The 26504-nt window shown below is 41.1% G+C and carries 28 protein-coding genes and 1 pseudogene; 25 read left to right on the top strand and 4 right to left on the bottom strand.

Annotated elements, in window-relative coordinates; translation table 11 throughout:
* Nucleotides 1-4: 4 nt before the first annotated feature.
* From rpmA to pheA, 6 genes are all read left to right on the top strand, one after another.
* Entirely contained in the window at nt 5-295 is a 291-nt protein-coding gene (gene rpmA / locus AC0VYV_RS15370; protein ID WP_098444403.1) for a 50S ribosomal protein L27, read from the top strand.
* A 182-nt stretch (nt 296-477) separates the two neighbouring features.
* Complete coding sequence (locus tag AC0VYV_RS15365) at nt 478-684, top strand: Spo0B domain-containing protein (protein WP_475373965.1); 207 nt, start codon at nt 478-480, stop codon at nt 682-684.
* Nucleotides 662-1009, top strand: a complete 348-nt coding sequence (locus AC0VYV_RS15360; RefSeq protein ID WP_475373964.1) for a Spo0B C-terminal domain-containing protein — start codon at nt 662-664, stop codon at nt 1007-1009. The genes AC0VYV_RS15365 and AC0VYV_RS15360 overlap by 23 nt, the downstream gene beginning before the upstream one ends.
* A gap of 9 nt (nt 1010-1018) precedes the next feature.
* On the top strand, nt 1019-2302 hold the full coding sequence (gene obgE / locus AC0VYV_RS15355; RefSeq protein WP_194219403.1) for a GTPase ObgE: 1284 nt from the start codon (nt 1019-1021) through the stop codon (nt 2300-2302).
* A 126-nt stretch (nt 2303-2428) separates the two neighbouring features.
* Nucleotides 2429-2878 carry an ACT domain-containing protein gene (locus tag AC0VYV_RS15350; protein ID WP_194219404.1) on the top strand — a complete coding sequence of 150 codons (450 nt, stop codon included), beginning with the start codon at nt 2429-2431 and terminating at the stop codon, nt 2876-2878.
* 9 nt (nt 2879-2887) lie between these two features.
* Nucleotides 2888-3751 (top strand): prephenate dehydratase, encoded by an 864-nt coding sequence (gene pheA, locus AC0VYV_RS15345; RefSeq protein WP_194219405.1) that lies wholly within the window; start codon nt 2888-2890, stop codon nt 3749-3751.
* A gap of 70 nt (nt 3752-3821) precedes the next feature.
* Here the strand turns inward: pheA and AC0VYV_RS15340 are convergent, their stop codons facing one another.
* Complete coding sequence (locus tag AC0VYV_RS15340) at nt 3822-4367, bottom strand: transcription repressor NadR (protein ID WP_370314245.1); 546 nt, start codon at nt 4365-4367, stop codon at nt 3822-3824.
* Between the two features lie 40 nt (nt 4368-4407).
* Nucleotides 4408-5532, bottom strand: coding sequence for an IscS subfamily cysteine desulfurase (locus tag AC0VYV_RS15335; protein WP_475365549.1), 1125 nt, complete (start codon nt 5530-5532; stop codon nt 4408-4410).
* Nucleotides 5533-5655: 123 nt separating this feature from the next.
* Between AC0VYV_RS15335 and nadB the strand changes: the two genes are divergently transcribed.
* The 14 genes from nadB to yajC all read left to right on the top strand — a co-directional run bounded on the left by nadB (nt 5656) and on the right by yajC (nt 18845).
* Complete coding sequence (gene nadB / locus AC0VYV_RS15330) at nt 5656-7206, top strand: L-aspartate oxidase (protein WP_475365548.1); 1551 nt, start codon at nt 5656-5658, stop codon at nt 7204-7206.
* Entirely contained in the window at nt 7160-8002 is an 843-nt protein-coding gene (gene nadC / locus AC0VYV_RS15325) for a carboxylating nicotinate-nucleotide diphosphorylase (protein ID WP_430244046.1), read from the top strand. The genes nadB and nadC overlap by 47 nt, the downstream gene beginning before the upstream one ends.
* Nucleotides 7999-9102 carry a quinolinate synthase NadA gene (nadA, locus tag AC0VYV_RS15320; protein ID WP_475365547.1) on the top strand — a complete coding sequence of 368 codons (1104 nt, stop codon included), beginning with the start codon at nt 7999-8001 and terminating at the stop codon, nt 9100-9102. Before nadC ends, nadA begins: the two co-directional genes overlap by 4 nt.
* Nucleotides 9103-9289: 187 nt before the next feature.
* Nucleotides 9290-11176 carry a SafA/ExsA family spore coat assembly protein gene (safA, locus tag AC0VYV_RS15315; RefSeq protein WP_475373963.1) on the top strand — a complete coding sequence of 629 codons (1887 nt, stop codon included), beginning with the start codon at nt 9290-9292 and terminating at the stop codon, nt 11174-11176.
* The gene (locus AC0VYV_RS15310) at nt 11160-12071 is read left to right on the top strand and encodes a phosphotransferase (protein ID WP_475365545.1); all 912 of its coding nucleotides are present in this window, start codon (nt 11160-11162) and stop codon (nt 12069-12071) included. The genes safA and AC0VYV_RS15310 overlap by 17 nt, the downstream gene beginning before the upstream one ends.
* Before the next feature lie 77 nt (nt 12072-12148).
* Nucleotides 12149-12775 (top strand): YhcN/YlaJ family sporulation lipoprotein, encoded by a 627-nt coding sequence (locus AC0VYV_RS15305; protein WP_404681463.1) that lies wholly within the window; start codon nt 12149-12151, stop codon nt 12773-12775.
* Nucleotides 12776-12889: 114 nt separating this feature from the next.
* Entirely contained in the window at nt 12890-13639 is a 750-nt protein-coding gene (locus tag AC0VYV_RS15300) for a YebC/PmpR family DNA-binding transcriptional regulator (RefSeq protein WP_475365544.1), read from the top strand.
* Between the two features lie 102 nt (nt 13640-13741).
* The gene (locus AC0VYV_RS15295; RefSeq protein ID WP_430244061.1) at nt 13742-14278 is read left to right on the top strand and encodes a BofC C-terminal domain-containing protein; all 537 of its coding nucleotides are present in this window, start codon (nt 13742-13744) and stop codon (nt 14276-14278) included.
* Between the two features lie 127 nt (nt 14279-14405).
* Nucleotides 14406-15008, top strand: a complete 603-nt coding sequence (ruvA, locus tag AC0VYV_RS15290; protein ID WP_283153937.1) for a Holliday junction branch migration protein RuvA — start codon at nt 14406-14408, stop codon at nt 15006-15008.
* 12 nt (nt 15009-15020) lie between these two features.
* Entirely contained in the window at nt 15021-16019 is a 999-nt protein-coding gene (ruvB, locus tag AC0VYV_RS15285; protein ID WP_194219415.1) for a Holliday junction branch migration DNA helicase RuvB, read from the top strand.
* Nucleotides 16020-16021: 2 nt separating this feature from the next.
* Nucleotides 16022-16219 (top strand): DUF2905 domain-containing protein, encoded by a 198-nt coding sequence (locus tag AC0VYV_RS15280; protein WP_194219416.1) that lies wholly within the window; start codon nt 16022-16024, stop codon nt 16217-16219.
* Nucleotides 16220-16346: 127 nt separating this feature from the next.
* A complete protein-coding gene (gene queA / locus AC0VYV_RS15275) occupies nt 16347-17393 on the top strand; it encodes a tRNA preQ1(34) S-adenosylmethionine ribosyltransferase-isomerase QueA (protein WP_475365543.1) in 1047 nt (348 codons plus the stop codon).
* Nucleotides 17390-18532, top strand: coding sequence for a tRNA guanosine(34) transglycosylase Tgt (gene tgt / locus AC0VYV_RS15270; RefSeq protein ID WP_194219418.1), 1143 nt, complete (start codon nt 17390-17392; stop codon nt 18530-18532). Before queA ends, tgt begins: the two co-directional genes overlap by 4 nt.
* Before the next feature lie 40 nt (nt 18533-18572).
* Nucleotides 18573-18845: a preprotein translocase subunit YajC gene (yajC, locus tag AC0VYV_RS15265; RefSeq protein WP_194219645.1), complete on the top strand. Its 273-nt coding sequence runs from the start codon at nt 18573-18575 to the stop codon at nt 18843-18845.
* A 42-nt stretch (nt 18846-18887) separates the two neighbouring features.
* Here yajC and AC0VYV_RS15260 read toward each other — a convergent pair whose 3' ends face one another.
* A complete protein-coding gene (locus AC0VYV_RS15260) occupies nt 18888-19277 on the bottom strand; it encodes a TIGR04086 family membrane protein (RefSeq protein WP_194219419.1) in 390 nt (129 codons plus the stop codon).
* A gap of 67 nt (nt 19278-19344) precedes the next feature.
* Here AC0VYV_RS15260 and AC0VYV_RS15255 point away from each other — a divergent pair, with 67 nt between their 5' ends.
* Together AC0VYV_RS15255 and AC0VYV_RS15250 are read left to right on the top strand one after the other, a co-directional pair.
* Nucleotides 19345-20694 carry an ArsB/NhaD family transporter gene (locus AC0VYV_RS15255; protein ID WP_430244071.1) on the top strand — a complete coding sequence of 450 codons (1350 nt, stop codon included), beginning with the start codon at nt 19345-19347 and terminating at the stop codon, nt 20692-20694.
* A 154-nt stretch (nt 20695-20848) separates the two neighbouring features.
* Nucleotides 20849-21514: a YetF domain-containing protein gene (locus tag AC0VYV_RS15250; protein ID WP_430244073.1), complete on the top strand. Its 666-nt coding sequence runs from the start codon at nt 20849-20851 to the stop codon at nt 21512-21514.
* A 29-nt stretch (nt 21515-21543) separates the two neighbouring features.
* On the opposite strand, the gene spoVB is transcribed toward AC0VYV_RS15250, so the two are convergent.
* Entirely contained in the window at nt 21544-23097 is a 1554-nt protein-coding gene (spoVB, locus tag AC0VYV_RS15245) for a stage V sporulation protein B (RefSeq protein WP_475365542.1), read from the bottom strand.
* A gap of 120 nt (nt 23098-23217) precedes the next feature.
* On the opposite strand from spoVB, the gene AC0VYV_RS15240 reads away from it, so the two are divergent.
* The 3 genes and pseudogenes from AC0VYV_RS15240 to secDF all read left to right on the top strand — a co-directional run bounded on the left by AC0VYV_RS15240 (nt 23218) and on the right by secDF (nt 26376).
* Nucleotides 23218-23703: a COG2426 family protein gene (locus tag AC0VYV_RS15240; RefSeq protein WP_194219422.1), complete on the top strand. Its 486-nt coding sequence runs from the start codon at nt 23218-23220 to the stop codon at nt 23701-23703.
* An 89-nt stretch (nt 23704-23792) separates the two neighbouring features.
* Nucleotides 23793-24050, top strand: a complete 258-nt coding sequence (locus tag AC0VYV_RS15235; RefSeq protein WP_226614507.1) for a post-transcriptional regulator — start codon at nt 23793-23795, stop codon at nt 24048-24050.
* 111 nt (nt 24051-24161) lie between these two features.
* Nucleotides 24162-26376: pseudogene (secDF, locus tag AC0VYV_RS15230) on the top strand (protein translocase subunit SecDF).
* Nucleotides 26377-26504 lie beyond the last annotated feature (128 nt).

Here is a 26504-nt window from a genome sequence, read left to right as displayed (position 1 = left end):
CAATATGTTGAAAATGAATCTACAGTTTTTCGCATCGAAAAAGGGTGTAGGTAGTACAAAAAACGGCCGTGATTCAATCTCCAAGCGTCTTGGCGCGAAGAGCGCAGACGGCGAGTTCGTATCCGGCGGTTCGATTCTTTTCCGTCAACGCGGAACTAAGATCTACCCTGGTACAAACGTTGGCCGCGGTGGAGACGACACTCTATATGCGAAAATCGACGGCGTCGTGAAATTCGAGCGTCTTGGACGTGACCGTAAACAAGTAAGTGTATATCCAGTTGCTAAGGAAGCGTAAGCAACTTAAGAAAAACTCTAACCGAACGGTTAGAGTTTTTTGATATAATGGAGAAAATGAGATGGATAAGTGACGATGCACAATGAATTCGCGTAAGATTGTTTTCTTTTAATCCAAAGTAACATACAGAAAAGATCTATTGTTATAATGAAGGAAATGGTTAGAGCATTGGGAGTGCAATTATGTCTAAAAATTGGAATACCTTTGACGTTCTGCGCCATTCTCGTCATGATTGGTTAAATCGTTTGCAGCTGATCAAGGGAAACCTTGCGCTGGATCATGTAGACAGGGCAAAGGAAATTATCGAAGAAATTATTATCCAGTCGAGACAGGAAGCAAAATTATCGAATTTAAATGCTCCGAAACTTGCAGAATATATTAACGTTTAACTGGTGTAACCATTTATTTCAGTTGGATTTTGAAGTGATCGGAGACGAGTATGATATTTGCGTTTATGAAGCGGATCTTATCGAGTTAATCTCTCGATGTACAACAGTGCTTGATTCTCATGTGAAAGTTCCATCAGATCATCACTTGTTATTAACGCTTCAGTTGTACCACGAAGAAATTCATCTTGTTTTTGATTTTCAAGGTGAAGTTTCCGATCAAAACAAGCTCAAGCTGGCGTTCGAAAATCCTGAGGTGAAAAGCGCTAAATTGATTGAATTAGAGCAAACGGGTCAGGAGCTAGTTAGCACGTTTTTGATTAAATGAGGTGAAAGTATGTTTGTAGATCAGGTCAAAGTATTTGTTAAAGCAGGCGATGGCGGAAATGGTATGGTTGCCTTCCGTCGAGAGAAATATGTACCGGATGGCGGTCCAGCAGGAGGCGATGGAGGAAAAGGCGCAAGCGTCATTTTCGAAGTAGAAGAAGGTCTTCGTACGCTTATGGATTTCCGTTACAATCGTCATTTTAAAGCCAAAACAGGTGAGCATGGTCGCTCGAAGAATCAGCATGGCCGTAATTCAGAAGATATGGTTGTAAAGGTCCCACCTGGTACAATTGTATCTAATGCGGAAACGGGAGAAGTTATTGCGGATCTAACTGAGCATGGGCAACGAGCAACTGTAGCGCGTGGCGGTCGAGGCGGACGTGGGAATTCACGTTTTGCATCACCTTCTAACCCGGCACCAGAGCTTTCAGAGAATGGTGAACCTGGGGAAGAAAAAGATGTTACTTTAGAGCTTAAGGTTCTAGCTGATGTTGGACTTGTTGGGTTTCCTAGTGTAGGTAAGTCAACGCTTCTATCCGTAGTATCAGCAGCGAAGCCCAAGATTGCAGCATACCATTTTACAACGATTGCACCCAATCTAGGTGTTGTTGATACAAAAGATGGACGCAGTTTCGTTATGGCTGATTTACCTGGATTAATTGAGGGCGCTCATGAAGGCGTTGGCCTTGGCCATCAGTTCCTTCGACACATTGAACGAACACGAGTTATCGTTCACGTCATTGATATGTCTGGTATGGAAGGGCGAGACCCTTATGAAGACTACTTGAAGATCAATGATGAGTTAAAGCAATATAAAATGCGTCTAATGGAACGTCCGCAAATCATTGTCGCTAATAAAATGGATCTTCCAGATTCTGAAGAAAATCTTGAAATTTTCAAGGAAAAGCTTGAGGAAGATTTCCCGATTTATCCGATTTCTGCTGTAACGCGACAAGGTGTCCAGGAAGTATTGTTTGAAATTGCAGACAAGCTTGAGACAACACCTGAGTTCCCTCTTGATGAAGAGAAGGAAGAAGAGACTCGCGTGATGTACCGTCACGAAAAAGGTGCACCTGAGTTCTTTGTAACGCGTGATAGCGACGGAACATTCGTTGTTAACGGACCACGAATTGAAAAGCTATTCAAGATGACAGACTTTAACCGAGAAGACAATGTTCGCAGGTTCGCGCAACAAATGCGTAGCATGGGAATTGATGATGCGCTAAGAGAGCGTGGAGCTGAGGATGGAGATGCGGTTCGAATTCTGGAGTTCGAATTTGAGTTCGTAGACTGATAAACGGAGAAGACTGTCCTCATGGAAGGGCGGTCTTTTTTTACATAGAGCTACATGAACATAGCAAACCTGTGAATGGTATACGATTATCGGTCGTAGCTGGCCGCGATAGAGGAGAGGGGAAGAATGAGCAAAGACGATAAGAATTTTTATCTCGTTCGGGAAGATGTCCTATCTGATTCGATGTTGAAAACGCTGCAAGCCAAGCTTCTTCTTGAAAGTGGCACTGTGGAATCAGTTCGAGAAGCCATTGATGAAGTTGGCGTAAGTCGGAGTGCATTCTATAAATATCGTGACACAATCTTACCGTTTCATACGATGATCATTGAACAGATCGTAACGCTCTCGGTTCATTTGGAAGATCGTTCAGGAGCGCTTTCTAGAGTGCTTAGCACAGTAGCCTCACTTGGTTGCAATTTATTGACGATTAACCAGACGATTCCCCTACAGGGCTATGCCACGGTTATTTTAACAATGGAAATTGGTGAAACAAACTTACGCTTAAGCAATTTACTTGAGAAAATTAAAGACATCGAAGCCGTAAACAATGCTGAAATTATTGGATCTGGAGCATAGGGGGAGAAAATGGATAATCAAAAGAAGATAGGTTTTCTTGGACCAGAAGGAACTTTTACAGAAATCGCAGCAAAAACGTTATTTCAAGACGAGGATCGGACACCTTTTCCTACGATTCGCGCATGCCTTGAAGCAGTAGAAAATGGTTCTGTTGACTATGGCGTTGTTCCTCTAGAGAATACGATTGAAGGCTCCGTTAATATGACGCTTGATCTTCTTTCGCAGCAAGTTTCACTTCCAATCGTAGGAGAGCTTGTATTGCCAATTCGACAGCACTTACTGATCCATCCTGATCAAAACGATTGGACAAAGATTACTCGAGTTCTTTCGCATCCGCACGCGATAGCCCAATGCCATGTTTTTCTCCAAAAGGAGTTAGCTCAAGCTGAGCTTAGTAATGCAGCGTCTACAAGTGCTGCAGCGGAATATGTGCAGAGTACCGGAAAGATCGAAGAGGCAGCAATTGGTAATGAACTTGCTGCAGAAAAATACGGATTAACCATTGCACAGGCTGACATACATGATACAGAAGATAATGATACTCGCTTTCTTGTTTTACATCAAACGGCTGAACCACTCCCGAGAACTAACCTATTTCGGGAAGACCGCGTCACTTACAAGATTATTCTTCCTTCAGATTATCCTGGAGCCCTCCATCAAGTGCTTGCGGCATTTGCATGGCGTAATCTCAATTTAACGAAAATCGAGTCTCGCCCAATGAAAACAGGACTTGGTAACTATTTCTTTATTATTGATGTCGAACGTCCTAACCGCGATGTACTCTTAAAAGGTGTAATGGAAGAAATTCAAGCGCTTGGTATTGGTATTTCTGTATTAGGAGAGTACCCCTGCTTTGTTGTAACGAATAAATAGCGATAGGAATGCAATAAAAAGGAACGGCATCTGAGCCGTTCTTTTTTATTGGAAAATAAAGTTTTTAGAATTAGTCCTGTTCTAAAAGAAACCCTTCGTGTTTTAATGCGTTGATAACAGCCTCAAGCTGTGATTTAGAGTTTGCTTCGATTGTATGAAGATGAACACCAGAAGTAAGCTCGGACAAAAGAGAAGCATTTGTCATAGAGAGCTTAGAAAGAAATTGATCTGCTTCAAAGCGATTTCCAACGTAAAGTGAAGCTGTTAAGTGTCCATAAAGAGGATGCTCAACGGTGACGTCTTTCACAGTCCCTCCGTTATCAACTATTGTATAGAGTTCATTCTTTGTATCTTCTGGTAAATGCTTGCATGCAATCACTTGTTCTTGCTTTGTATCTTTCCGATCTGAAGAGAACATGACATATCCTTGGGAAGTAGCGATAATCGGTTCATTTCTTGCTTTTAACAAAGAAATATCCTGGACAATCACTTGTCTGCTGACATTGGTTCGTTTTGATAAATCACTTCCTGTTAAAGGCTTTTCGCTCTCTTTCAGCCATTGAAGAATGAGTAACCTCCTGTTCTCACCCAGTATTTTTTCTCCTTCTTGTCCCACTATTGAAAACTCCTTTCGAAGACCACGATGTGTACCCTTATTATATCTTTGTTACGGAAGTGCGTGTAAGGATTTCATTAAATACGTCTGCTATTTTCTCTATTTCTTTCTGTGTAGTTCTTTTTCCAAAGCTTATACGAATTAACTCTCTAGCTTCATCATCCGATCTTCCCATTGCTCGCAATGTCTTTGAAGCCTGCTGTTGGCCAACTGAACAGGCTGATCCAGTTGAAATAGCAATTCCTTTGCGATTCAGCTCTAGCATGACATATTGTCCTTCCATCCCTTTGATTCGAAGTCCGATAATATGTGGTAGTCCTTGCTCTCCCTCGATGACAATATTCGGATGAGTAAGTTTATTCACGAGGTAGGCACGTAAGTTTGTATATTTTGTTTGGTTCGAGTTCAACGCATGAATCGTTTCTTCTGCTGCTGCAGCAAAGGACATAATGCCTGGAACATTTACGGTACCAGGGCGAAATCCTTTTTCATGAACGGTTCCGGGTAAATTCTGCCTCCATGCTAAAGACGGTGCAATATAGCATGCACCGACACCTTTTGGTCCATATACCTTATGGGATGAAACGGATAATGCAGAGATATGCATCTCCTTGACATTAATCGCGATTTTGCCGAAAGCCTGTACCGCATCTGTATGGAAAAGAATGTGACGCTTCGCAAGTTCTTCTCCGATTTCTTTCATTGACTGAACGGATCCTATTTCACTATTGCCAAAGGCGACCGATACTAAAATCGTGTCTTCACGAATAGTCTTTAACAATTCACTAAGTAATACATGCCCATTATGATCATAAGAAAGATATGTTACCTCATATCCTTCCTGTTCTAGCTGAGAGAATGTATGCAAAACGGAAGAATGCTCTGCAGCACAAGTAATCAAATGTCCTTTAGCATACATTTTTACTAAACTTCTAAGAGCAAGTATATTTGATTCTGTTCCACCAGATGTAAAATAAACTCCTGATGGTTCGCCATTTATGTGAGAGGCGATTGAACTACGCGCAGCTTCTAGTAAATGAGAAGCGTTGGTGCCAGCATCATGAGAACTTTGTGTATTTGCATAGAAATGCTGTGCGGCATGAGTATATGCCTCAATTGCAGCTTCTGACATCGGTGTTGAAGCTGCGTAGTCTAAATAAATCATTTTAATCTCCTCGCTTATATTCTGTCTTGTTATTTATTTAAATATATGTAAATATAGGTGTCAAGACACATGTTAATTTACTTTGGTTTAATCTCCATATTGTTCAGCGAGAGAAGGGATTTCATGAATCAGCTAAAAACAGATGTATTAGTAATTGGAAGTGGCGTGAGTGGATTGATGGTGGCCGAACTTCTTTCGGCGCAAAAGAATGTGACTATTATCACAAAGTCTAAGTTTGGACAAAGCAATTCAATGCTTGCACAAGGAGGAATTGCCGCAGCTACAGCTGATGAAGACAGCTGGACAAATCATTTTTTTGATACGATTCGTGCTGGGGTTTTTCATAATAATGAAGAACTAACGGAACTTTTGGTCAGAAAAGGACCAGATCAAATCGATCAGCTCATAAACTTAGGGGTTCATTTTGATCAAGAAGCTGATGGAAAGTATAAAAGGTGTAAAGAAGGAGCTCATAGTGTTTCACGTATTTATCATTCTGGGGGAGATGCGACGGGGAGAGAAATTGTTTTAACGCTAATGAAGCGTGTTCAAAGAAAGTGTACGATCATTGAGCATCATCAAATCGTTGACTTAACAATGAAAGATGGGCAGTGTATTGGAGCTGAAGCGATCAATCAAGAAGGTGAAAGAATGCTTATTAATGCAGCGTACACTATTCTTGCTACCGGAGGAGCGGGGCAACTTTACCCTGTTACTTCAAATGAACTATCAATAACGGGCGATGGTCTTGCGATGGCTTATCGTGCCGGAGCCGTTCTAGCCGACCTAGAATTTATGCAGTTTCATCCTACAATGTATGCAGGAGACACCGAGCAATCGTTCCTTATTTCAGAAGCTGTCCGAGGAGAAGGCGGCATTTTAGTAACGGTTGAAGGCAAGCGTTTAATGGAAGGTAAGCATGACCAATTAGATCTCGCCCCAAGAGATGTCGTTGCGAGAGAGATTCAACAAGAGGCTTCGACTGTATACCTTGACATATCAAAGGTTTCACAGTTTGAAGAACGATTTCCAACAATCGCTAAGCAGTGTCAAAGTCATGCCGTAAGATTAGCTGAGGGACTCATTCCCGTGAAACCAGGCGCCCATTTTCTTATGGGCGGAGTAATGACGGACCAGGTTGGTAGAACATCCATAGAAGGTTTATTTGCTCTTGGTGAGGTCGCTCATACAGGTGTGCACGGTGCTAACCGTCTTGCAAGCAATTCTCTTTTGGAGGGAATTGTATTTGCTAGTGAAGCGTCGGAGTGGATTCTTCAAAATAAACGGAACGTTACGGAAGGTAAATTGGAGAGCTCACATTTTCAACTTCATGAACCTTTGTTAACAACAAATGAGTTAAAAAACATAATGGAGCAACATGTAGGAATGGTGAGAACAAGTGATGGGTTAGCTTACTCGCTAAGAATGCTTCAGCTGGATGAAATGAGGCTAGTTGAGGATTTAAAAATAGAGTCAATCGAGCGATACAATATGTTTCAGGTAGGGTGGTTAATGGCAACTTCAGCTTTTCTTCGTGAAGAAAGCAGAGGAGGGCATTATCGCGCAGATTATCCAGATCAGAAGCAAGAGTGGAAGCAAAAAAGAATACTCAGGGGGATATATTACGATGATTGGGCTGAAAGTCAAAAAAGATCTCGAACAGTTTTTTATTGAAGACATTGGAAATGTTGATTTATCAAGTGAGTTGTTATTTCGTTCAGAGGATCAAGCTGAGGCGTTATTTGTAATGAAAGAGGCTGGCGTTTTTTGTGGGCATCAGGTAATCGAGACCGGGTTTGAACTTCTTGATCGGGATATTTGTGTCGAGGTTTACGTCGAAGATGGCGATCACGTTCAAACTGGTGAAGTAATTGCTTCTGTGAAAGGAAATGTTCGCACAATATTAACGGGAGAACGGGTTGTTTTAAATATGATACAGCGAATGAGCGGTATTGCAACGATGACTTCTCATGCTGTGGAAATTTTGGGGGATTCATCGATTCGGATCTGTGATACACGCAAAACGACGCCTGGGTTAAGAATGTATGAGAAGTATGCAGTAAGGAGTGGAGGAGGATTTAATCATCGAATGACACTTGATAGCGGGGTAATGTTAAAAGATAATCACATTGCCCAGTTTGGTAGTATCGAACAGGCTGTAGCACATGTGAAAGGTCGCTTAGGGCATATGACCAAAATTGAAGTTGAGACGTCATCTGAAATAGAAGTTCGTCAAGCGGTGAATGCGGGAGCAGATATTATTATGTTTGATAATTGTTCTCCTACAGAAGTCTCTTCATACGCGCAGTTAGTACCTGACCACATTATAACTGAAGCTTCTGGGGGCATCACGCTTAAGAACCTTGCAACTTATCGTGATTCAGGTGTTCAGTTTATTTCACTCGGCTGCTTAACACACTCTGTTAAAAGCCTTGATATTAGCTTACGAATGAAAGGGGAAGAGAAATGAGTATTTTAGATGCGTTGAAGCGATCGAACGGACTTCCTGATCGATACAAAGAACTATCAGATCAAGAGATGGTAGAAAAAATCACAGCGATTAAAGCAGAGATGGGGGATCGTTTGTATTTACCTGCCCATCACTATCAAAAAGATGAAGTCATTCAATTTGCAGATGATACCGGAGATTCACTTCAACTTGCCCAGCTTGCCGCTCGGAATAAGAAGGCAGAAGCAATAGTCTTTTGTGGTGTTCATTTTATGGCCGAAACAGCAGATATTTTAACTGAAGAAGATCAAACGGTTATTTTACCTGATATGCGAGCGGGGTGTTCGATGGCTGATATGGCGAATATTTATCAAACTGAACGTGCTTGGAGCCATCTCATTAATCTTTTTGGAGAGACCATTCTCCCCCTAACTTATGTAAATTCAACGGCAGCTATTAAAGGATTCGTTGGAAGAAACGGAGGGGCAACTGTTACATCTTCAAATGCTGTAGCAATGGTTGAGTGGGGTTTTACTCAAAAAGAACGTATCCTATTTTTACCTGATCAGCATCTTGGGCGGAATACAGCTTACGACCTTGGTGTTCCACTTGAAGCGATGGCAGTGTGGGATCCAATAACGGATACGCTTGAATATAAAGGAGATTATGATGCAATTAAGGTGATTCTTTGGAAAGGTCATTGTTCCGTCCATGAAAAGTTTACAGTTCAAAACATCGCACAAATTCGAGAGAATGATCCTGATATGTCCGTCATTGTTCATCCAGAATGCAGTTTTGACGTTGTTAAACGTTCTGACTTATCAGGATCTACTAAAATGATTATTGAAACCATTGAGGAAGCAGAGCCAGGTACGAAATGGGCAATCGGAACAGAAATGAATCTTGTGAATCGGATCATTCAACAACATCCAGATAAAAGAATTGTTTCTTTAAACCCAAATATGTGTCCTTGTCTTACAATGAATCGAATCGATATGCCCCACCTTCTTTGGGCGCTTGAAGAAGTACAAAGTGGAAAGAAAACGAATCAAATAATCGTTGATCAAGAAACATCTTTCTACGCAATTAAATCATTGAATCGAATGCTTGATCGAGCATGATGGATAAGGAATCAGACTTGATGTTTGATTCCTTTTTTTATTGAAGAGAGAGACACTATACATAGCTACACTTACTCCTGCATATTAATGTGATGATCTTATCCTTTAAAAAAGGTAGCAATCTGCCCAGTCACGCATACACTGTACTGAATTTCATTGTACTGATTACAGGAGGGAGTTTTTTAGCTTGAAAATACATGTCGTTCAAAAAGGCGATACTTTGTGGAAAATCGCTAAAAAATATGGTGTTGATTTTGAACAACTAAAAGCTGTTAATTCACAGCTTAACAATCCTAATATGATTATGCCTGGTATGAAAGTGAAAATACCATCTGGCGGTGTTCCGGTAAAGAAGAAGGAAATGCCGATTAAAGAAATGAAAAAAGAAATGCCTAAGAAAAAAGAAAAGCCAATGATGAAGCCGAAAGAGAAGCCTTCAATGACAATGCCGATCAACAATGAATTGAATATGAACATGAACATGAATATGAACATGATGCCTCAAGAAGAGAAGCCTAAAAAGGTTAAGCCAAAAGAAATAAAGCCTGAAAAGAAAATGAAGCCTATTGAAAAGAAGGCTGAGAAGAAAGTAGAAGAGAAAAAGGCAGCTGCGAAGAAACCTGTTGAGAAAGCGAAGAAAGCAGAAAATTTATTCTATCCAATGAATGACGAAGAAGTGCTGAGCGAATTTGAATCCTCATCAATGGAAATGCCCCCACCGCCAATGAACCAGGGCTATCCTAATAATGTAGCGGGTGCAACGAATTATGCGAACAAAGAATACAATGGAGGTTACCCGGGGTATCCAACTTCTGTAGGCGGAGCGCATATGGGCTTCCCTAACAACCAGAATATTGCTGGTGTATATGATGGTTATGGGAACAAAAGTTATCAAAATGCCTCTCCAGGAGAAGTGGCTGGGATGTATCAAGGCTATGGAAATAAAGGTGGCTATCCAGGTTCAGTTGCAGGAGCAGAAATGAATAATTACGGCCATAAAGGAGAGGAAAGCTCTGAAGTAGCTGGGGCTTATGAAGGGTATGGTCAGCCGAATTTCGGTGCGCCTTCTGGGAATGTAGCAGGCGCGTATAATCAAGGTAACGGCTATCCTAATCAGAATGTAGCAGGCGCATATCAATATGGAAATAAAAGTTCGGTCGGTGGGGCCAATAAAAGTAATTATGGAATGGGCGAAGAAAGTTCAGATGTAGCAGGAGCAAGCTACGGTCATAAAGCCAATCAACAAATGTCAGGCTATCCAGGCTCAGTAGGTGGCATGCAATATGATGGGAATCAGGGTTACCCAAATCAAAACGTAGCGGGTGCGTATGATGGTTATGGGCACAAAGATAACAATGGTGGGTACCCAGGCTCAGTAGGTGGCATGCAATATGATGGGAACCAGGGTTATCCAAATCAAAACGTAGCGGGTGCGTATGATGGTTATGGGCACAAAGATAACAATGGTGGGTACCCAGGCTCAGTAGGTGGCATGCAATATGATGGGAATCAGGGTTACCCAAATCAAAACGTAGCGGGTGCGTATGATGGTTATGGGCACAAAGATAACAATGGTGGGTACCCAGGCTCAGTAGGTGGCATGCAATATGATGGGAACCTGGGTTATTCAAATCAAAACGTAGCGGGTGCGTATGAAGGTTACGGACACAAAGGGAACAATGGTGGATACCCAGGTGCTGTAGCAGGTGCAGCTTCCGGTTATCCGCAAATGAATATGGGCTACCCAAACGTCGCAGGTGCTTCAATGAATGGGAATGGTATGCCATCACCTTATGGCCATAAAGGAAATGAAGAATATCCTGAAGCTGTAATGGGAGCTTATGGCTATCCAAATGAGAACGTAGCAGGCATGATGATGCCTCCGGGTTATCCGAACCAGCCAATGGTATCACCTTATCAACAGCACGACTGTGGATGTGGTGGGAATCCGAACGTTTCACCATATCACCAAATGCCGCAATATGCGAATCCGGGATTTGTTCAGGGAGCGAATAAAGCGCCAATGATGGATGATTACATGGGCATGGAAAGTAGCTATGCAGAATCACGCTAAGGAAAAAGAGGACGGTATCCTGGAAAGGGTACGTCCTTTTTTTCTTCATTTAGAACGTGTTAATTCATTTGTTTGGAAGGGCAGATTGATTACTGGCGTATCGGTTTATATGAAAGGATCTGTAAAAAAGGAAACGTTAAGAAAACAAATACACCTCTCACATCACTGTTCAGATTCTTTTATTACTTTCATTCCATTTCCAGATGGCGATTGGCTTAAGGAAGACGGGGGAGTATATTTTGCCTGTATGAAAACAATGGAGGGACGAACGCTCAATTACTCATTGAAAGAAGATCGGCTTTTAGCGATTGAGAAAGTAGCACACTTTCATCAAGAAAGTATAGGATTAGTCAGTAAGGATATTTTTCCCGTATCACTTACTCGTAAGTGGACGAACCGTTTAATTCGCTTCAAGAATGAAGTAGGATCTTCTCTAATATCTGCAAATGAAAAACAATTCATTCAGTATTATATTTCTGTAGGGGAAGAAGTCATTTCGGGTATGACACCGATCGAAGAATTGGAACGAAATGCTCTCCGTGATAAATGCATTGTTCACGGCGACCCCGCACATCATAATTTTATCTTTCGTACGGATACATTATTATTGATTGATGGTGACCTAGCGAACTATGCCCCTCATGAATATGACTTTTTGCAGTTAATGAATCGAATGCTGCCTCACTCTAACTGGTCACTGGATGAATGGTCACGATCTCATATCCCGACTGTTCGACATTGCTTAGAGAACCCTTTGTTGTGTAGGCTTCTAGCCTATCCTGCCGATTTCTACCGAGAATGGTTGATGAATCCAAATGGAAGAAGTGCCCTATTAGTTAAAATGAGACAACAAAACAACCTTAGATCACGGTTTATTAATTCGATTCTGAAGTAGGTCCCTGTGTTACCTAGAACTAACAGATTAAAATGATAAGCCTCCTCACATTCTAAAGGTGAAAGGAGGTTTTAAATATGAAGAAAACAGTCTTGACGCTTTCAACGATGATGCTCGCAGGTGGTTTGATCGGCTGTACAGCTGATAATGAGGCGATGGATACGCGTTATAACGACTCCGCACGTCCAATTGGTTACTACACGAGTGAAGATAATAACGGTGATTACCGTGAAGGTGCAGTAACGGATATGATTGATCGTGACTATTCAAACGGAGTTAAGGCCCCTGACAAAAAGCAAATCGATAAGCGAAATGGCATGAATGGCCCTGGATATATGCGTACAGATAACAATTATTCAGGTTATGATAATGAGCTTTCTACACGACTAGCTAAACGAATCAATAAGCTTAAGAACGTGGATGATGCTCGAGTTATCGTATATGGTGATCAAATTATGATTGCCGTTGATACAAACGACCAAAACGATGCAGATGTTAAAGACAAGGTTCGCAGCGAGGTAGCAAAAGTAACAAAGCAAAAGAATGTGTCAATTTCAACAGATGAAAATGTGTTTGGTCGAATGGGCGATGTTAATAACCGTCTCGAAGATGGAGATGGTTTTGAAGAGGTACAGGCAGATGTGAATGGCATATTAGATGACATCGGAAATGCTGCAAAACGTCCATTTGAAAACAATAAATAATAAAAATAACGAGCGGGCAGTAGCCTGCTCGACTACATATGCAAAACTCTTTTCGGAGACTTGAGCCCTATGATATAGTTGGGAAATCAGTTCATTTGAAAGGAGTTCTCTTAGATGGCAGGACATTCCAAATGGAAAAATATACAGCGTAGAAAAAACGCTCAAGATGCTAAACGTGGAAAAGTATTTATGAAGCTAGCTAAGGAAATCTTTGTAGCTGCCAAGCAAGGAGGGGGCGATCCGGAAACGAATCCCTCATTAAGGCTTGCTGTGGACAAGGCTAAATCATCAAATATGCCTAACGAAAACATTGATCGAGCAATTAAGAAAGCTACAGGGGATTTAGACGGTGTTCAATATGATAACGTGACATACGAAGGATATGGCCCAGGTGGTGCCGCCATTATGGTTCAACTACTTACCGATAATAAAAATCGAGCTGCAGCAGATGTGCGTCATGCCTTTAGTAAAAATAAAGGGAATATGGGCGAAAATGGCTGTGTTTCATTCTTATTTAACCGAAAAGGTCTCCTTGTGATCGATCGTTCCGAAAATGATCTCGATGGAGATGAATTGATGCTTCAGGTTATTGAAGCCGGGGCTGAAGAAATGGAAACAAATGAGGATGCTTATGAGATTTATACCGATCCCCAGGAATTCCAAGATGTAAAGCACCAATTACAAGCGAGCGGATTAAGTTTCTCTTCCACTGAAGTCACGATGATTCCAGAAACGTATGCTCCACTAGAAGATGAAGATGGGCTTCATATGTTAAAGCTAATTGATATGCTTGAAGATAACGATGATGTGCAAGATGTTTATCATAATGCTGAAATAAATGATGATGTTTATGATCAATTGTGAGCTACAGTTTTTCTGTAGCTTTTTTTGATGCATATTCCTCAATAAAATGGAAACGCTAACGGCATGAACTTCTTGAAAATGGAAGAAAGGTGTTGGAAACATATGAAAAGCCTTTATCCACTCCTTCTATTAGGTATACTTCTTGTTCTTGGAGGAACATCGGCCGTGGCTTATGAAGGAGATGGCATATCACCGGTTACAGGAACCAAAACTCAAGAAAAAGGACCACTAGTTGTTGAAGTTGTATTGAGAACAAATTATGCGGACGGTGTTTCAACGAACCAATCTGTATATGAAACCATATGGGCAATGGAAGACTTTTGGAGTCAATACGCTGATTGGCAACTTGTAGATCAAGAAGAAGGACGAATGATATTTGAACGGAATCTAGAAGATATTTCGCCTGCGAGTAAACAAAATGGACATTTTGGATTAACAGAGGATGGCATTCTTACGATATTTGATGGAATTCCGGCAGAAGAGAAAGTCATTCAAACATTTTTTCAAATTGATGTAGGAAAGCTAGAAAGTCAAAGAAGAGAGCAGCTTATGGAAGGAATTCCAGTAGAGTCATGGTATCAGTTTGAAGACGTCATCCAGTCTTTTTCTAAAATTAAAAAAGAAGAACCTGTCCAGTAAGGGCAGGTTCTTCTTTTGATTTAGACGCTTATCTCCGTTTCTAAACGCTCGTCTCCGCTTTTCATCTTTTTATGGTAGAATGGAGAGATAGAAATACATGTTCGTATGTACAGGGGAGAGAGTAGCTTTGATAGAATATATTAAAGGCACGGTTGAATATATTGATACAGAATACATTGTTGTAGAATCGAATGCGATAGGATATAAAATTTATTGTGGGAATCCTTTTGAATTTCAGAAGTACCGTAATCAATCGATTCAAATTTTTACGCATCATTACGTTAGAGAAGATCTCATTGCCCTTTATGGATTTCCAACACGGGAAGAGCGACTTTTGTTTGAGAAGCTTCTAAATGTTTCCGGTATCGGTCCTAAGGGAGCTGTGGCCATTTTAGCGACTGGTGAACCTGATAAAGTTGTGAGTGCCATTGAAATGGAAGATGAGAAATTTCTAACAAAGTTTCCTGGCGTTGGTAAGAAAACTGCCAGACAAATCATTCTAGATCTAAAAGGTAAGCTTAAAGGCTTTGGCGCTCCCACTGAGGGATTGTTTGCAGTGGATGAAGTTCAAGAAGAGGGTGCTCATGAGCTAGAAGAAGCGCTAGAAGCATTGAAAGCTCTTGGGTATGCTGAACGAGAAATTAAGAAGATTAAACCAAAGCTAGTTGAAGAAACGTTAACGACAGATCAGTATATTAAAAAAGCCCTTCAGCTTATGCTGAAGCAATAAGGAGGGAGTAAAGTGGAAGATCGAATTCTATCAGGAGAGCAGGTCGGTGACGACTCATCCGTAGAATATAGCCTCCGTCCTCAGCGATTAAGTCAATATATTGGACAAGAAAAGGTAAAGCGAAATCTTGAAGTGTTTATTGAAGCGGCTAAAATGCGTGAAGAGCCCTTAGATCATGTGCTGTTGTACGGCCCTCCTGGTCTAGGTAAAACGACTCTCTCGGCCATTATTGCAAACGAGATGGAAGTGAATTTGCGTACAACATCAGGTCCTGCGATTGAAAGACCTGGTGATCTTGCAGCTATATTAACCGCCCTTGAACCTGGGGATGTTTTATTTATCGATGAAATACATCGACTACCTCGAAGTGTTGAAGAAGTTCTTTATCCTGCGATGGAAGACTACTGTCTAGATATTGTAATAGGAAAAGGCGAAACGGCAAGATCTGTTCGTTTGGATCTGCCACCGTTCACCCTAGTAGGCGCTACGACAAGGGCTGGACTATTAACGGCGCCTTTACGAGATCGTTTCGGCGTACTGAGTAGATTAGAGTATTATCTTGAAGATGAACTTCAAACTATTTTAATGAGAACAGCTGACATTTTCGATGTTGAAATGGACCACGCTGCTGCTGTTGAACTTGCCCGAAGATCGCGAGGGACCCCTAGAATTGCCAATCGCTTGCTAAAACGTGTAAGGGATTTTGCACAGGTGAAAGGGGATGGCGTCATTTCGCATTCGCTTGCTTCTCAGGCTCTTGAGATGATGCAAGTCGATCCTCTTGGACTTGATCATATCGATCACAAGCTTCTATTAGCCATCATAGAGAAATTCCGTGGAGGTCCTGTAGGAGTAGATACAATTGCAGCAACGATTGGTGAAGAAAGTCATACCATTGAAGACGTGTATGAACCCTATCTTCTTCAAATTGGATTTCTTCAGCGTACACCTCGTGGACGTATGGTTACTCATCAGGTATATGATCACTTTGGTATGGAGATTCCTCAATAGCGATGGGAATTTCAAAACTGTTTATTATCTTAGGGATCGCCTTCTTGGCCATTGGTGTGTTGTGGTCCTTTATTGGGAAATTACCTGGTGACATCGTAATCAAAAAAGGAAACACTACGTTTTTTTTCCCGATTGTAACCTCAATAGTCGTTAGTATTGCCTTGTCTTTACTCTTTTTTATTATAGGTAAGTTCAGATAAGGGGCAGCTTTCCAAACGCCATTTTCAACATGGTAGAAGGGGAACTGCCCCTTAAGGGTGCGCCAACAGGTAGAGCTGTGGTAAAATCAATAAAGTTGAACACTTTCTAGAAACAGTGGTGAATAAAATGAACGTAAATGATTTTGATTTTGAACTTCCAGAACGGTTAATTGCTCAAACGCCGTTAAAGGAACGGACTAAGTCCAGATTGATGGTATTAGATCCATTAAAGCAAAAGCTTCAGCATCGCGAATTCTCCAATTTAGAGGATTACATAAATCCCGGTGATTGTCTTGTGTTGAATGATACACGAGTCATGCCAGCTAGATTGTATGGATTAAAAGAAGAAACAGGAGCTAAAATTGAAGTGCTGCTTCTTAAGCAAATGGAAGAGGATCAATGGGAGACTCTTGTTAAACCGGCTAAGCGAGTGAAGCCAGGCACTGTGATTTCATTTGGCGATGGACGTCTAACAGCCGTATGCAAAGAGTCACTTGAACATGGCGGACGAGTATTAGAGTTTCAATACGAAGGCGTTTTCTATGAAATTCTTGATCAGCTTGGCGAAATGCCTCTTCCACCATATATTACTGAAACGCTCGATGATCAAGAACGATATCAAACCGTTTTTGCTAAGCATAGAGGATCTGCAGCAGCACCAACTGCTGGCCTCCACTTCACAGAAGAAATGCTTCAGCGTCTTGAAGATAAAGGTGTTCATGTCGCATTTATCACACTTCATGTGGGTCTTGGCACTTTCCGACCAGTTTCCGTCGATAATATTCTTGAACATGAAATGCACGGGGAATTTTATCAACTGACAAAGGGCACCGCTGAACTGTTGAACAGTGTAAGGGAATCGGGAGGCCGAATCATTTCTGTCGGTACTACTTCAACGAGAACACTTGAAACCGTGGCATCAGCACATGATGGACAATTTGAAGAAGCTTCTGGTTGGACCGACATTTTTATTTATCCGGGTTATACTTTTAAAGCAATCGATGGGCTGATTACAAACTTTCACCTGCCTCAGTCAACATTGATCATGCTCGTGAGTGCCCTTGCGGGAAGAGATTTTGTGCTTTCTGCTTATCGCACGGCTGTTGAGGAAGAGTATCGCTTCTTCAGTTTTGGTGATGCAATGTTGATTTTGGAAGGGAGTATGAAAGAATGACAGAACCAATTCGCTATGAATTAATAAAAACGTGTAAACAAAGTGGGGCACGTCTTGGAAAGTTGCACACGCCACATGGTACGTTTGATACACCGATGTTTATGCCTGTTGGAACACTTGCGACAGTGAAAACGATGAGTCCAGAAGAACTAAAAGAAATGGGCGCTGGCGTTATCCTTAGTAACACGTATCATCTTTGGCTTCGTCCTGGTCATGATATTGTCAAAGAAGCTGGGGGCCTTCATAAATTTATGAACTGGGATCAGCCGATTCTTACGGATTCTGGAGGATTTCAGGTCTTTAGCTTAAGTGACCTGAGACAGATTGAGGAAAAAGGCGTTCATTTTCGGAATCACATGAGCGGTGAGAAGTTATTCTTATCTCCAGAAGGCGCAATGGAAATCCAAAATGCACTCGGTTCTGATATTATGATGGCATTCGATGAGTGTCCTCCATACCCAGCAGAATTTGATTACATGAAAAGTTCTGTTGAGCGTACGAGTCGCTGGGCTGAACGATGCCTGACAGCTCATGAACGAAAAGACATCCAGGGGTTGTTTGGAATTGTTCAAGGTGGAGAGTATGAAGAGTTAAGAAAACAAAGTGCTGAGGATCTTGTTTCACTTGATTTCCCGGGCTATGCTATTGGAGGCCTTTCAGTAGGTGAACCGAAAGACGTGATGAATCGCGTGCTCGAGTTTACGACACCTCACCTTCCAACTCAGAAACCTCGTTATTTAATGGGGGTTGGTTCACCAGATTCTCTTATTGACGGAGCTATTCGAGGCGTGGATATGTTTGATTGTGTTCTTCCTACTCGTATCGCGCGAAATGGAACACTAATGACTAGTAATGGTCGTCTAGTCGTTCGAAATGCAAAATATGCACGTGATTTCCGTCCGCTTGACGAGAATTGTGATTGTCATGTCTGCCGCAATTATTCAAGGGCGTATATTCGTCATCTTGTAAAATCCAATGAAACATTTGGCTTTAGATTAACGACTTACCATAATCTCTATTTTCTGTTAAACTTGATGAAGCAAGTTAGGCAGGCGATTATGGATGATCGTCTCCTGGACTTTAAGGATGAGTTTTTTGAACAATATGGGTTTAATAAACCAAATGCGAAAAACTTTTAATCCATAGATTGTATGATTGCTGGAAAGGGGTGAAATGAATATGGGTTCTACGTTAATGAATATAGTCCCGCTTCTACTAATGTTTGCGATTTTCTATTTCCTTTTGATTCGCCCGCAACAGAAGCGTCAAAAGAAAACGAAAGAAATGCAAGCAAGCTTAGAAAAAGGAAATAAAGTTGTAACGATCGGTGGTATGCATGGCATCATTGATGCAATGGATGAAGGTACAATTACAATCCGTACTACAGACGGTACAAAAATGGTGTTTGACCGAGCGGCTATCCGCGAATCAATCACTGAAAACAGCAAGTAACATAATAAAGAGCGTCCTCATCAGAGGGCGCTCTTTGTTCGTCTAAGCCTCTCGATGATTTCCGCCTCTAACATTTACCCCCATGATTCCTCCTAGAATGCAAATCAGACCATAACCAGCATGGTAAAGCAATTGTTCAAGATTCATGTTTATTCTGTAACCCAGATACTGAATGAGAAAGAGGAGAATGACGTACATAATGGCTGTTCCTCCTCCTAGTAGCCAACCGCGTTCTCCTCCTTTCCCACCTGAAATAAAGCCACCTATAAAAAATGCAATAACGGTAGCAACAATAATGAACGGGCTCAGTCCGTTTTCTGATACAGATGTGAAACGAAGAATTAAAGAAAAAAGCACGCTAGTTGCAAGCACAATCACGATTATTGCTAATAGCCCTGAGCCCATACTTGAGACTGCATGTTTCGATCTCATTGTCTTCCTCCTTAAACGAGATAGTTTGTACATTCTATTCGTTTGAGAAGGAAATAGAAGTCTATTCATGAAATCGAACAGCTCGTCATACGATGTTAGAAACGGGACAGGGAAGGGGCAGCATGGATTGGAAATGATCATCGCGCTCATCATATTTGTTCTTGCTTATGTCGGCATATTAACTGAGAAAATTAATCGTGCGATCGTTGCCTGTGGCGGTGGTCTTCTCATGCTACTTTCAGGAATTACAACCACAGATTCTGCTTTCATGAACCACGTTGATTGGAATACGATTGCATTATTGTTTTCAATGATGATTCTTGTCTCCATTACAAGTCAGAATGGATTGTTTGAATATATTTCCATCAAACTTGCGCAACAGGTACAAGGAAAACCGCTGCCGCTACTTGCTGTAATAGGGACATTGACTGCAGTTGGATCAGCTTTATTAGATAATGTGACCACCGTTCTTCTTCTCGTACCAATTACTCTTACCTTAACAAGGATACTTAAAATTACAAGCATGCCCTTTTTAGTAACTGTTATTTTATCTTCTAATATAGGTGGAACAGCAACGTTGATTGGTGATCCGCCGAACATTATGATCGGGCAGGCTGTTGATCATTTAGACTTTAATGATTTTCTATATAATCTGGCACCAGTGGTTGTTGTCATTTATGCCGTGATCATGACAGGTCTTTTATTTTTATATCGAAAGGGATTGACTGTAGATGACGACCATCGACAAACGTTGCTTCGAATTAATGCAGATGATTATTTAAAGAGAGGGCCTCTTCTTTATAAATCGTCGGTCGTTCTGCTAATGACGATTTCAGGCTTTCTGCTACATCCTATTTTACATACAGAGCTAACTAACATTGCGATGGCAGGAGCGGTCCTCTTATTACTCATCACACAAAATGAACACAAGATTGAAGAGGTTTTCGAGTCAATTGAATGGGTGACCCTGTTCTTCTTTATTGGATTGTTCATTTTAATCGGTGGATTAGAGGAAGTAGGGATTATTGATGAAGTGGCGAGAAGTATTCTCTTATACACGGACGGCGATTTGCCTAAAACATCGCTTGTGATTTTATGGGGATCTGGTTTTCTTTCAGCCTTTTTAGATAATATTCCATTTGTAGCAGCGATGATTCCTGTCATTACGGAATTTTCGGGTTATGGAATGACAAACCTTGATCCATTGTGGTGGTCGCTTGCCTTAGGCTCATGTCTTGGGGGGAACGGAACGTTAATCGGTGCTTCAGCAAACGTAGTAGTAGCAGGTCTAGCGCTGAAAGATAAACAAGAAGTTCGCTTTATTGAATTTTTGAAAATCGGAATACCTGTTGTTTGTGTTTCACTTGCCATTAGTACAATCTACATTTATTTCCGCTATTTGCTTCCCTACTATTGAGGGAAGCTTTTTTATTTGTGCTAAGATCATCCTATCTTTGGTTCACACGTTATTTTAATGAAATGTAAAAATCCGTTTTTCCAATACATTCCCTCATGCTGAGCTGAAACATGGTTACACTAATCAAAACAAGACTGGAAGGAGGGATTCAGGGATGGAATTTATGACAGTCATAATGAGGACACTTGTTTTATATTTTGTCATCATTTTTGTTTTTCGAGTCATGGGAAAACGAGAAATTGGTCAGTTAAGCATTCTTGATTTTGTTGTCTCCATTATGATTGCTGAGCTTGCCGTTATGTCAATTGAAGACCCTCAAACGCCAATGATAAATACAATTGTTCCAATGGTCATTCTAGTACTTATTCAAATGATTATGGCTTATATTTCATTAAAAAGTGAGAAGGTTAGAGAAATTGTAGATGGAAAGCCGTCTGTTTTAATTGATCGTGGTCGAATTGATGAGATCGAAATGAAAAAACAACGGTATAACTTTGATGATTTGCTTATTCAACTGAGAGAAAATAACGTTGCTTCTGTTTCGGACGTGGAATTCGCCATCCTTGAGCCTTCTGGAAAGCTATCTGTCATTAGAAAAGAGGAAGATGATAAGAAGGAACATCCAGAGACATTGATGCCACTCCCTCTCATTCTCGACGGGAAAGTACAGGAGGAACATCTTGAACGAATTGGAAAAACAGCTTTATGGCTTCGTCAGGAATTAAGAAAAGTGGGTCATAAGGATATTAAACGTATCTCATTTTGTTCTCTTCATAAGAATGGCAGCTTTTTTATTGATTTAAAGAATGAAAAAAGGTAACCAGAGCGGTTACCTTTTTTTCTCTTCATTTAATGCACATATTTTCCGATAAGAGGGATTCTTCTAAGATCATTTCGATTAATTAACCCAAGTAATAGAAGGACGATGCAATAAATAATTGATGTTACACAAATAGCAACAAACGTACCGAGTATATCTGATGATGAAGAAGCGAGGTTCTCATACAGAAAGTGACCAGCAACTCCGGCACCAATAATGGACGCAACCCCTTTCAATAAATCACTCACTACGATGGAGAAACCAATTGCTTTTACGAGTGTTGCAAAATGGAGAAGCGTTACAAGTAATATCCCAATAACAATCGCTAGAGCAGCCCCCATAATGCCGAGTTCAGGTCTTGAAGCTAGGAAGAAGATGGCGGTGAGCTTTACGCCTGCTCCGATGAAGCTATTGATCATCGCTGCTTTAGCTAAATCTAAAGCTTGAAGTGCGGCCGCAAGTGGTCCTTGAAAATAGTAGAAGAAAAAGAAAGGAGCCATTACTTGCACATAGATAGCTACATGAGGTGCTTGATACATAATATCCATTAAAGGAACGGCAAAAATATACGTAACAACAACTGAAAGGCCACCTGCAACCATGGATAGTCGAATCGCCTGGCTGAGACGATGCTGAATCTGTTTGTATTGTTTCTGAGCGTGAGCCTCACTGATTGCGGGGACGAGTGAGACTTGTAAGGAATACGTAATAAAAGTAGGCAGAAAAAGGAGTGGGATGGCAAGGCCTGATAAATGCCCGTATTGTGTGGTGGCAAGCGTTGTCGCAACACCAGCCATCGCCAGACTACGGGCAACCATGATTGGCTCAAAGAAATAAGATAACGAACCAATTAACTGGCTTCCTGTTGTAGGTAGGGAAATTTTCATTAAGCTGTTAAATGTTTCCCTCCCGCCTTTTAAATAATTGAAAAAACCGCTTCGAATTTTAATGCGCTTCTTCATTTTGAACATCGAGAACATAAATAGTAAGGAAGCAAGTTCTCCGAGAACAACGGAAATCATAGCGCCCGCAGCTGCAAACTCAACACCGTATGGGAGGAAAGCTCCTGTTAGAACCGCTACAAGGCAAATGCGGACAATTTGCTCGATTACTTGGGAATAAGCAGAAGGTCGCATGTTTTGTAATCCTTGAAAATAGCCTCTTAGCACAGAGGAAAGAGCTACAATCGATACAACTGGAGCGATAGCAATAAGAGGATAAAAGGTACGGTCGTCTGTGAAAACTTCTTTTGATAAGAAAGGTGCAGCTAGTACCATAATTGTCGTAAAAATGACACTAAGGACAGTGGTAATGGAGAGCGATACAATTAAAATTCGTTTAATCTTTTGTCGATCTCCACCGGCATCCGCTTCCGCGACCATCTTTGAGATTGCAACGGGGAGTCCCATACGTGTTAATGTAATGGTTAGAATTAGCGTTGGGACAGCCATCATATAAAGACCGACACCTTCTTCGCCCATCACACGAACCATCACTATACGGTTAATAAAGCCTAGTACCTTTGTAATTAACCCGGCGAGAATGAGAAAAAGAGTCCCTCTAAGAAAGGTTTGCTTTGACATATTCACCCTACTTTCTATCCAGAATGCACCTGCGAAATTGTAGAAAAGTCTAGATATTTTTTATCACTATGTATATGCTTATTAGGGGACAAAGCATGACAGGCATATAGGAGTGTTTCAATGAAAGAAGAAATTAAACAATTTGTCGTAGAGAACCTTGGTTTTCTACCTCATGAAGTGATTGTAGTTATTGTTTCAGCGCTTCCAATATTAGAGCTGAGGGGTGGATTACCTCTCGCGTATACCTTTGATTTTTCATTTTTAAAGGCGTTCTCACTTAGTCTTTTAGGAAATGTGTTACCGATTATTCCATTGCTTCTTCTTTTTCAGCCGTTAAGCAATTGGCTAATGAGATTTGGCTGGTATAAACGATTTTATGACTGGCTTTATCATAGAACGATAAGCAAAAGTAAAAATGTCGATAAGTACGGTGCAATCGGGCTTATTCTTTTTACCGCTGTCCCGCTTCCGACGACTGGGGCATATAGCGCATGTGTCGCTGCTGCTTTATTTGCGATTCGTTTTAAATATGCTTTTCTTTCCATCCTCACAGGAGTCATTATTGCAGGCCTTGGGGTTGGCGCAGCGATTTATTCCATTTTTTAATCCAGAGTGTAAAATGTTTGAAAGGTTATAGCGCCTCTTGATTTAATGCTATGTTGGACGCTAGCTTATTTGAGAAAGGAGACGGCGAGATGAAAGAGTGGAAGAAGGAAATATCCCCAGCGCTTGAAAGCAAGAGAGACGAGTTTTTGCTGTTAGGGTATAGTGGAGCGACCATGGACGAAATCTGGGAATGTCTCCTTGCACGCCTTGAAAGAAACAATGAATTAGAAGAAGTAAAGTTGCACAGACTTGTGAATGAAATTATGCGTTTATCGGTGAATGAATATATGAATTGGTTAACCATTCATGCGTATAAAGGTACGAAAACGTTTGAAAGTCAGACTTAGAAAAGACTAAAATTGACAGAAAAATTCATATTTCGATATAATAGCTAATATTGTGTGCTATCCGTTTTACATAAGCATTAATGTTGGGGGTTTAGAGAGGAGTTTTATTCCATGGTAAAAAAAGGCCGGATCGTTGCGTTCTTTTTGATCGTCCTTTTACTTGGCGGATTAATTGGAACAACCGTCATGGGTGTAACAAAAGATATTAAATTAGGCCTTGATCTGCAGGGTGGATTTGAAGTTCTATATGAAGTAGAACCGGCTCAAGAGGGCCAGGAACTTAGTCAGGACCTGTTAAACAGCACAGTAAGCGCTTTGTACAAGCGTATTAACGTATTAGGGGTTTCAGAACCTCGTATTACGATTGAAGGGGAAGATCGCATTCGCGTTCAGCTCGCTGGAGTGAAAGATCAAAACCAGGCGCGTGAACTTCTTTCCACTCAGGCTGAGCTCACCTTCCGAACCACGGATGATGAAGAGAAAATGAGCGGAGCTGATCTTAAAGAAGGCGCCGCCAAGGTTGTATTTGATAACAACCAACCCGTTGTTCAGGTAACGCTTAAGGATCCCGAAAAATTTGCAAATATAACTCGAGACCTCAGTCAATTGCCTCAGCCGGATAATCGACTAGTGATCTGGCTTGATTATGAAGAAGGCGATTCTTATAAAGAGGAAGTTACAAAGCCAGCTGATGAACAGAAATTTATTTCCGATCCAGCGGTCAATCAAGTGCTTTCTCAAAATACTGTAGTCATTTCAGGACCACCATTTCAGCTTGAAGAAGCTGAAAATCTAAAAGAGCTTTTAAACGCAGGTTCTTTACCGGTTCAGCTAGATGAAATTTATTCAACTTCAGTTGGTGCACAGTTCGGCGAACAGTCTCTTGATAAAACGGTTATAGCAGGATTTATTGGAGTCGGTTTGATTTTCTTATTCATGCTGTTCTATTACCGTTTGCCGGGAGCAATTGCGGTGATTACGTTAACTACGTACATCTATTTGATTCTTGTTGTCTTTAATTGGATGAACGCAGTATTAACTCTCCCTGGTATTGCTGCACTCATCCTCGGCGTAGGGATGGCGGTTGATGCGAATATTATTACGTATGAACGAATTAAGGAAGAGCTTCGTTCAGGTAAATCCGTCATGTCGGCCTTCAAGGCTGGGGGAAGACGTTCGTTTACAACTATTTTTGACGCAAACATCACGACGTTAATTGCAGCAGGAGTTCTATTTGCATATGGAACAAGCTCTGTTAAAGGATTTGCAGTGATGTTAATTACTAGTATCGTCGTTAGCTTTTTGACTGCCGTTTGGGGTTCACGAATTCTTCTCGGCCTATGGGTCAAGAGCAGGGCACTGAATAAAAAGCCCGGACTTTTTGGCGTAAAGGAGAGTGAAATCGATGAGCTCTAAAGTAAGAGACATTAAGTTTGATTTTGTCAAACATCGAAATAAGTTTTTTGCGATTTCACTAGCTTTAATCGTTCTTGGTGGGTTAGCGATTGCTATATTTGGTCTAAATTTAGGAATTGATTTTTCTAGTGGATCACGTGTTGATCTCCAATCTGATAGTAAACTAACAACAGAAGAAGTAAGCGACGAATTCGATGGACTTGGATATAAACCCGAATCAGTAACTCTTGCTGGTGGTGGTGATATTGCCGTTGCTGCATTTAAGGATGAGCTTGACAAAGATGAAGTTGCTGAAATTAAAAATCACTTCACAGAGCTTTATGGTGCTGAACCAAGTATTAGTACGGTCTCACCTGATGTAGCAGTTGATCTTGCTAAGAATGCGTTTATCGCAGTTGCTATTGCTTCGATAGGAATTATCGTATACGTTGCACTAAGGTTTGAATGGTTACAAGGGCTTGCCGCTGTCGTTGCGTTATTCCATGATGCGTTCTTCATAATTGCGGTATTCAGTATCCTGCAGATTGAAGTGAACATTACGTTTATAGCAGCAGTACTAACGATTGTCGGTTATTCCATAAATGATACGATCGTTACCTTTGATCGCATACGTGAAAATATGAAGTTTGAAAAAAAGGTTAAAACATTTGAGGACGTCGCACGTGTTGTGAATAAAAGTCTTGTTCAAACGCTTGCTCGTTCCATTAATACAGTGCTAACGGTTGTCTTTGCTGCTGCTGCTCTTACGGCCTTTGGCGGCGAAGCAATTAGACCATTTGCGATTGCCTTATTGATTGGACTAGTCGCAGGTACGTATTCATCTCTCTTCATTGCCTCGCAGCTTTGGGCAGTATGGAAGGGGAAACAATTGAAGAAGAAAAAGTTCGCCCCTGTTGAAGGTGAAGCATAAGAGAATTCCTTTGAGGGTGCCCGGATGAAGTGAAGCCATGGCTTAGCCATGGCTTTTACGTGTCCAAATGGTGCGGTGTGAGATTTTGAAATAAGGGAAAAGCTATAATGACTTGTTACGTAAGAGGT

The sequence above is a fragment of the Anaerobacillus sp. QJM3NY_17 genome (genome assembly GCF_056173665.1).
This window is presented reverse-complemented; position numbering and strand designations above follow the sequence as displayed.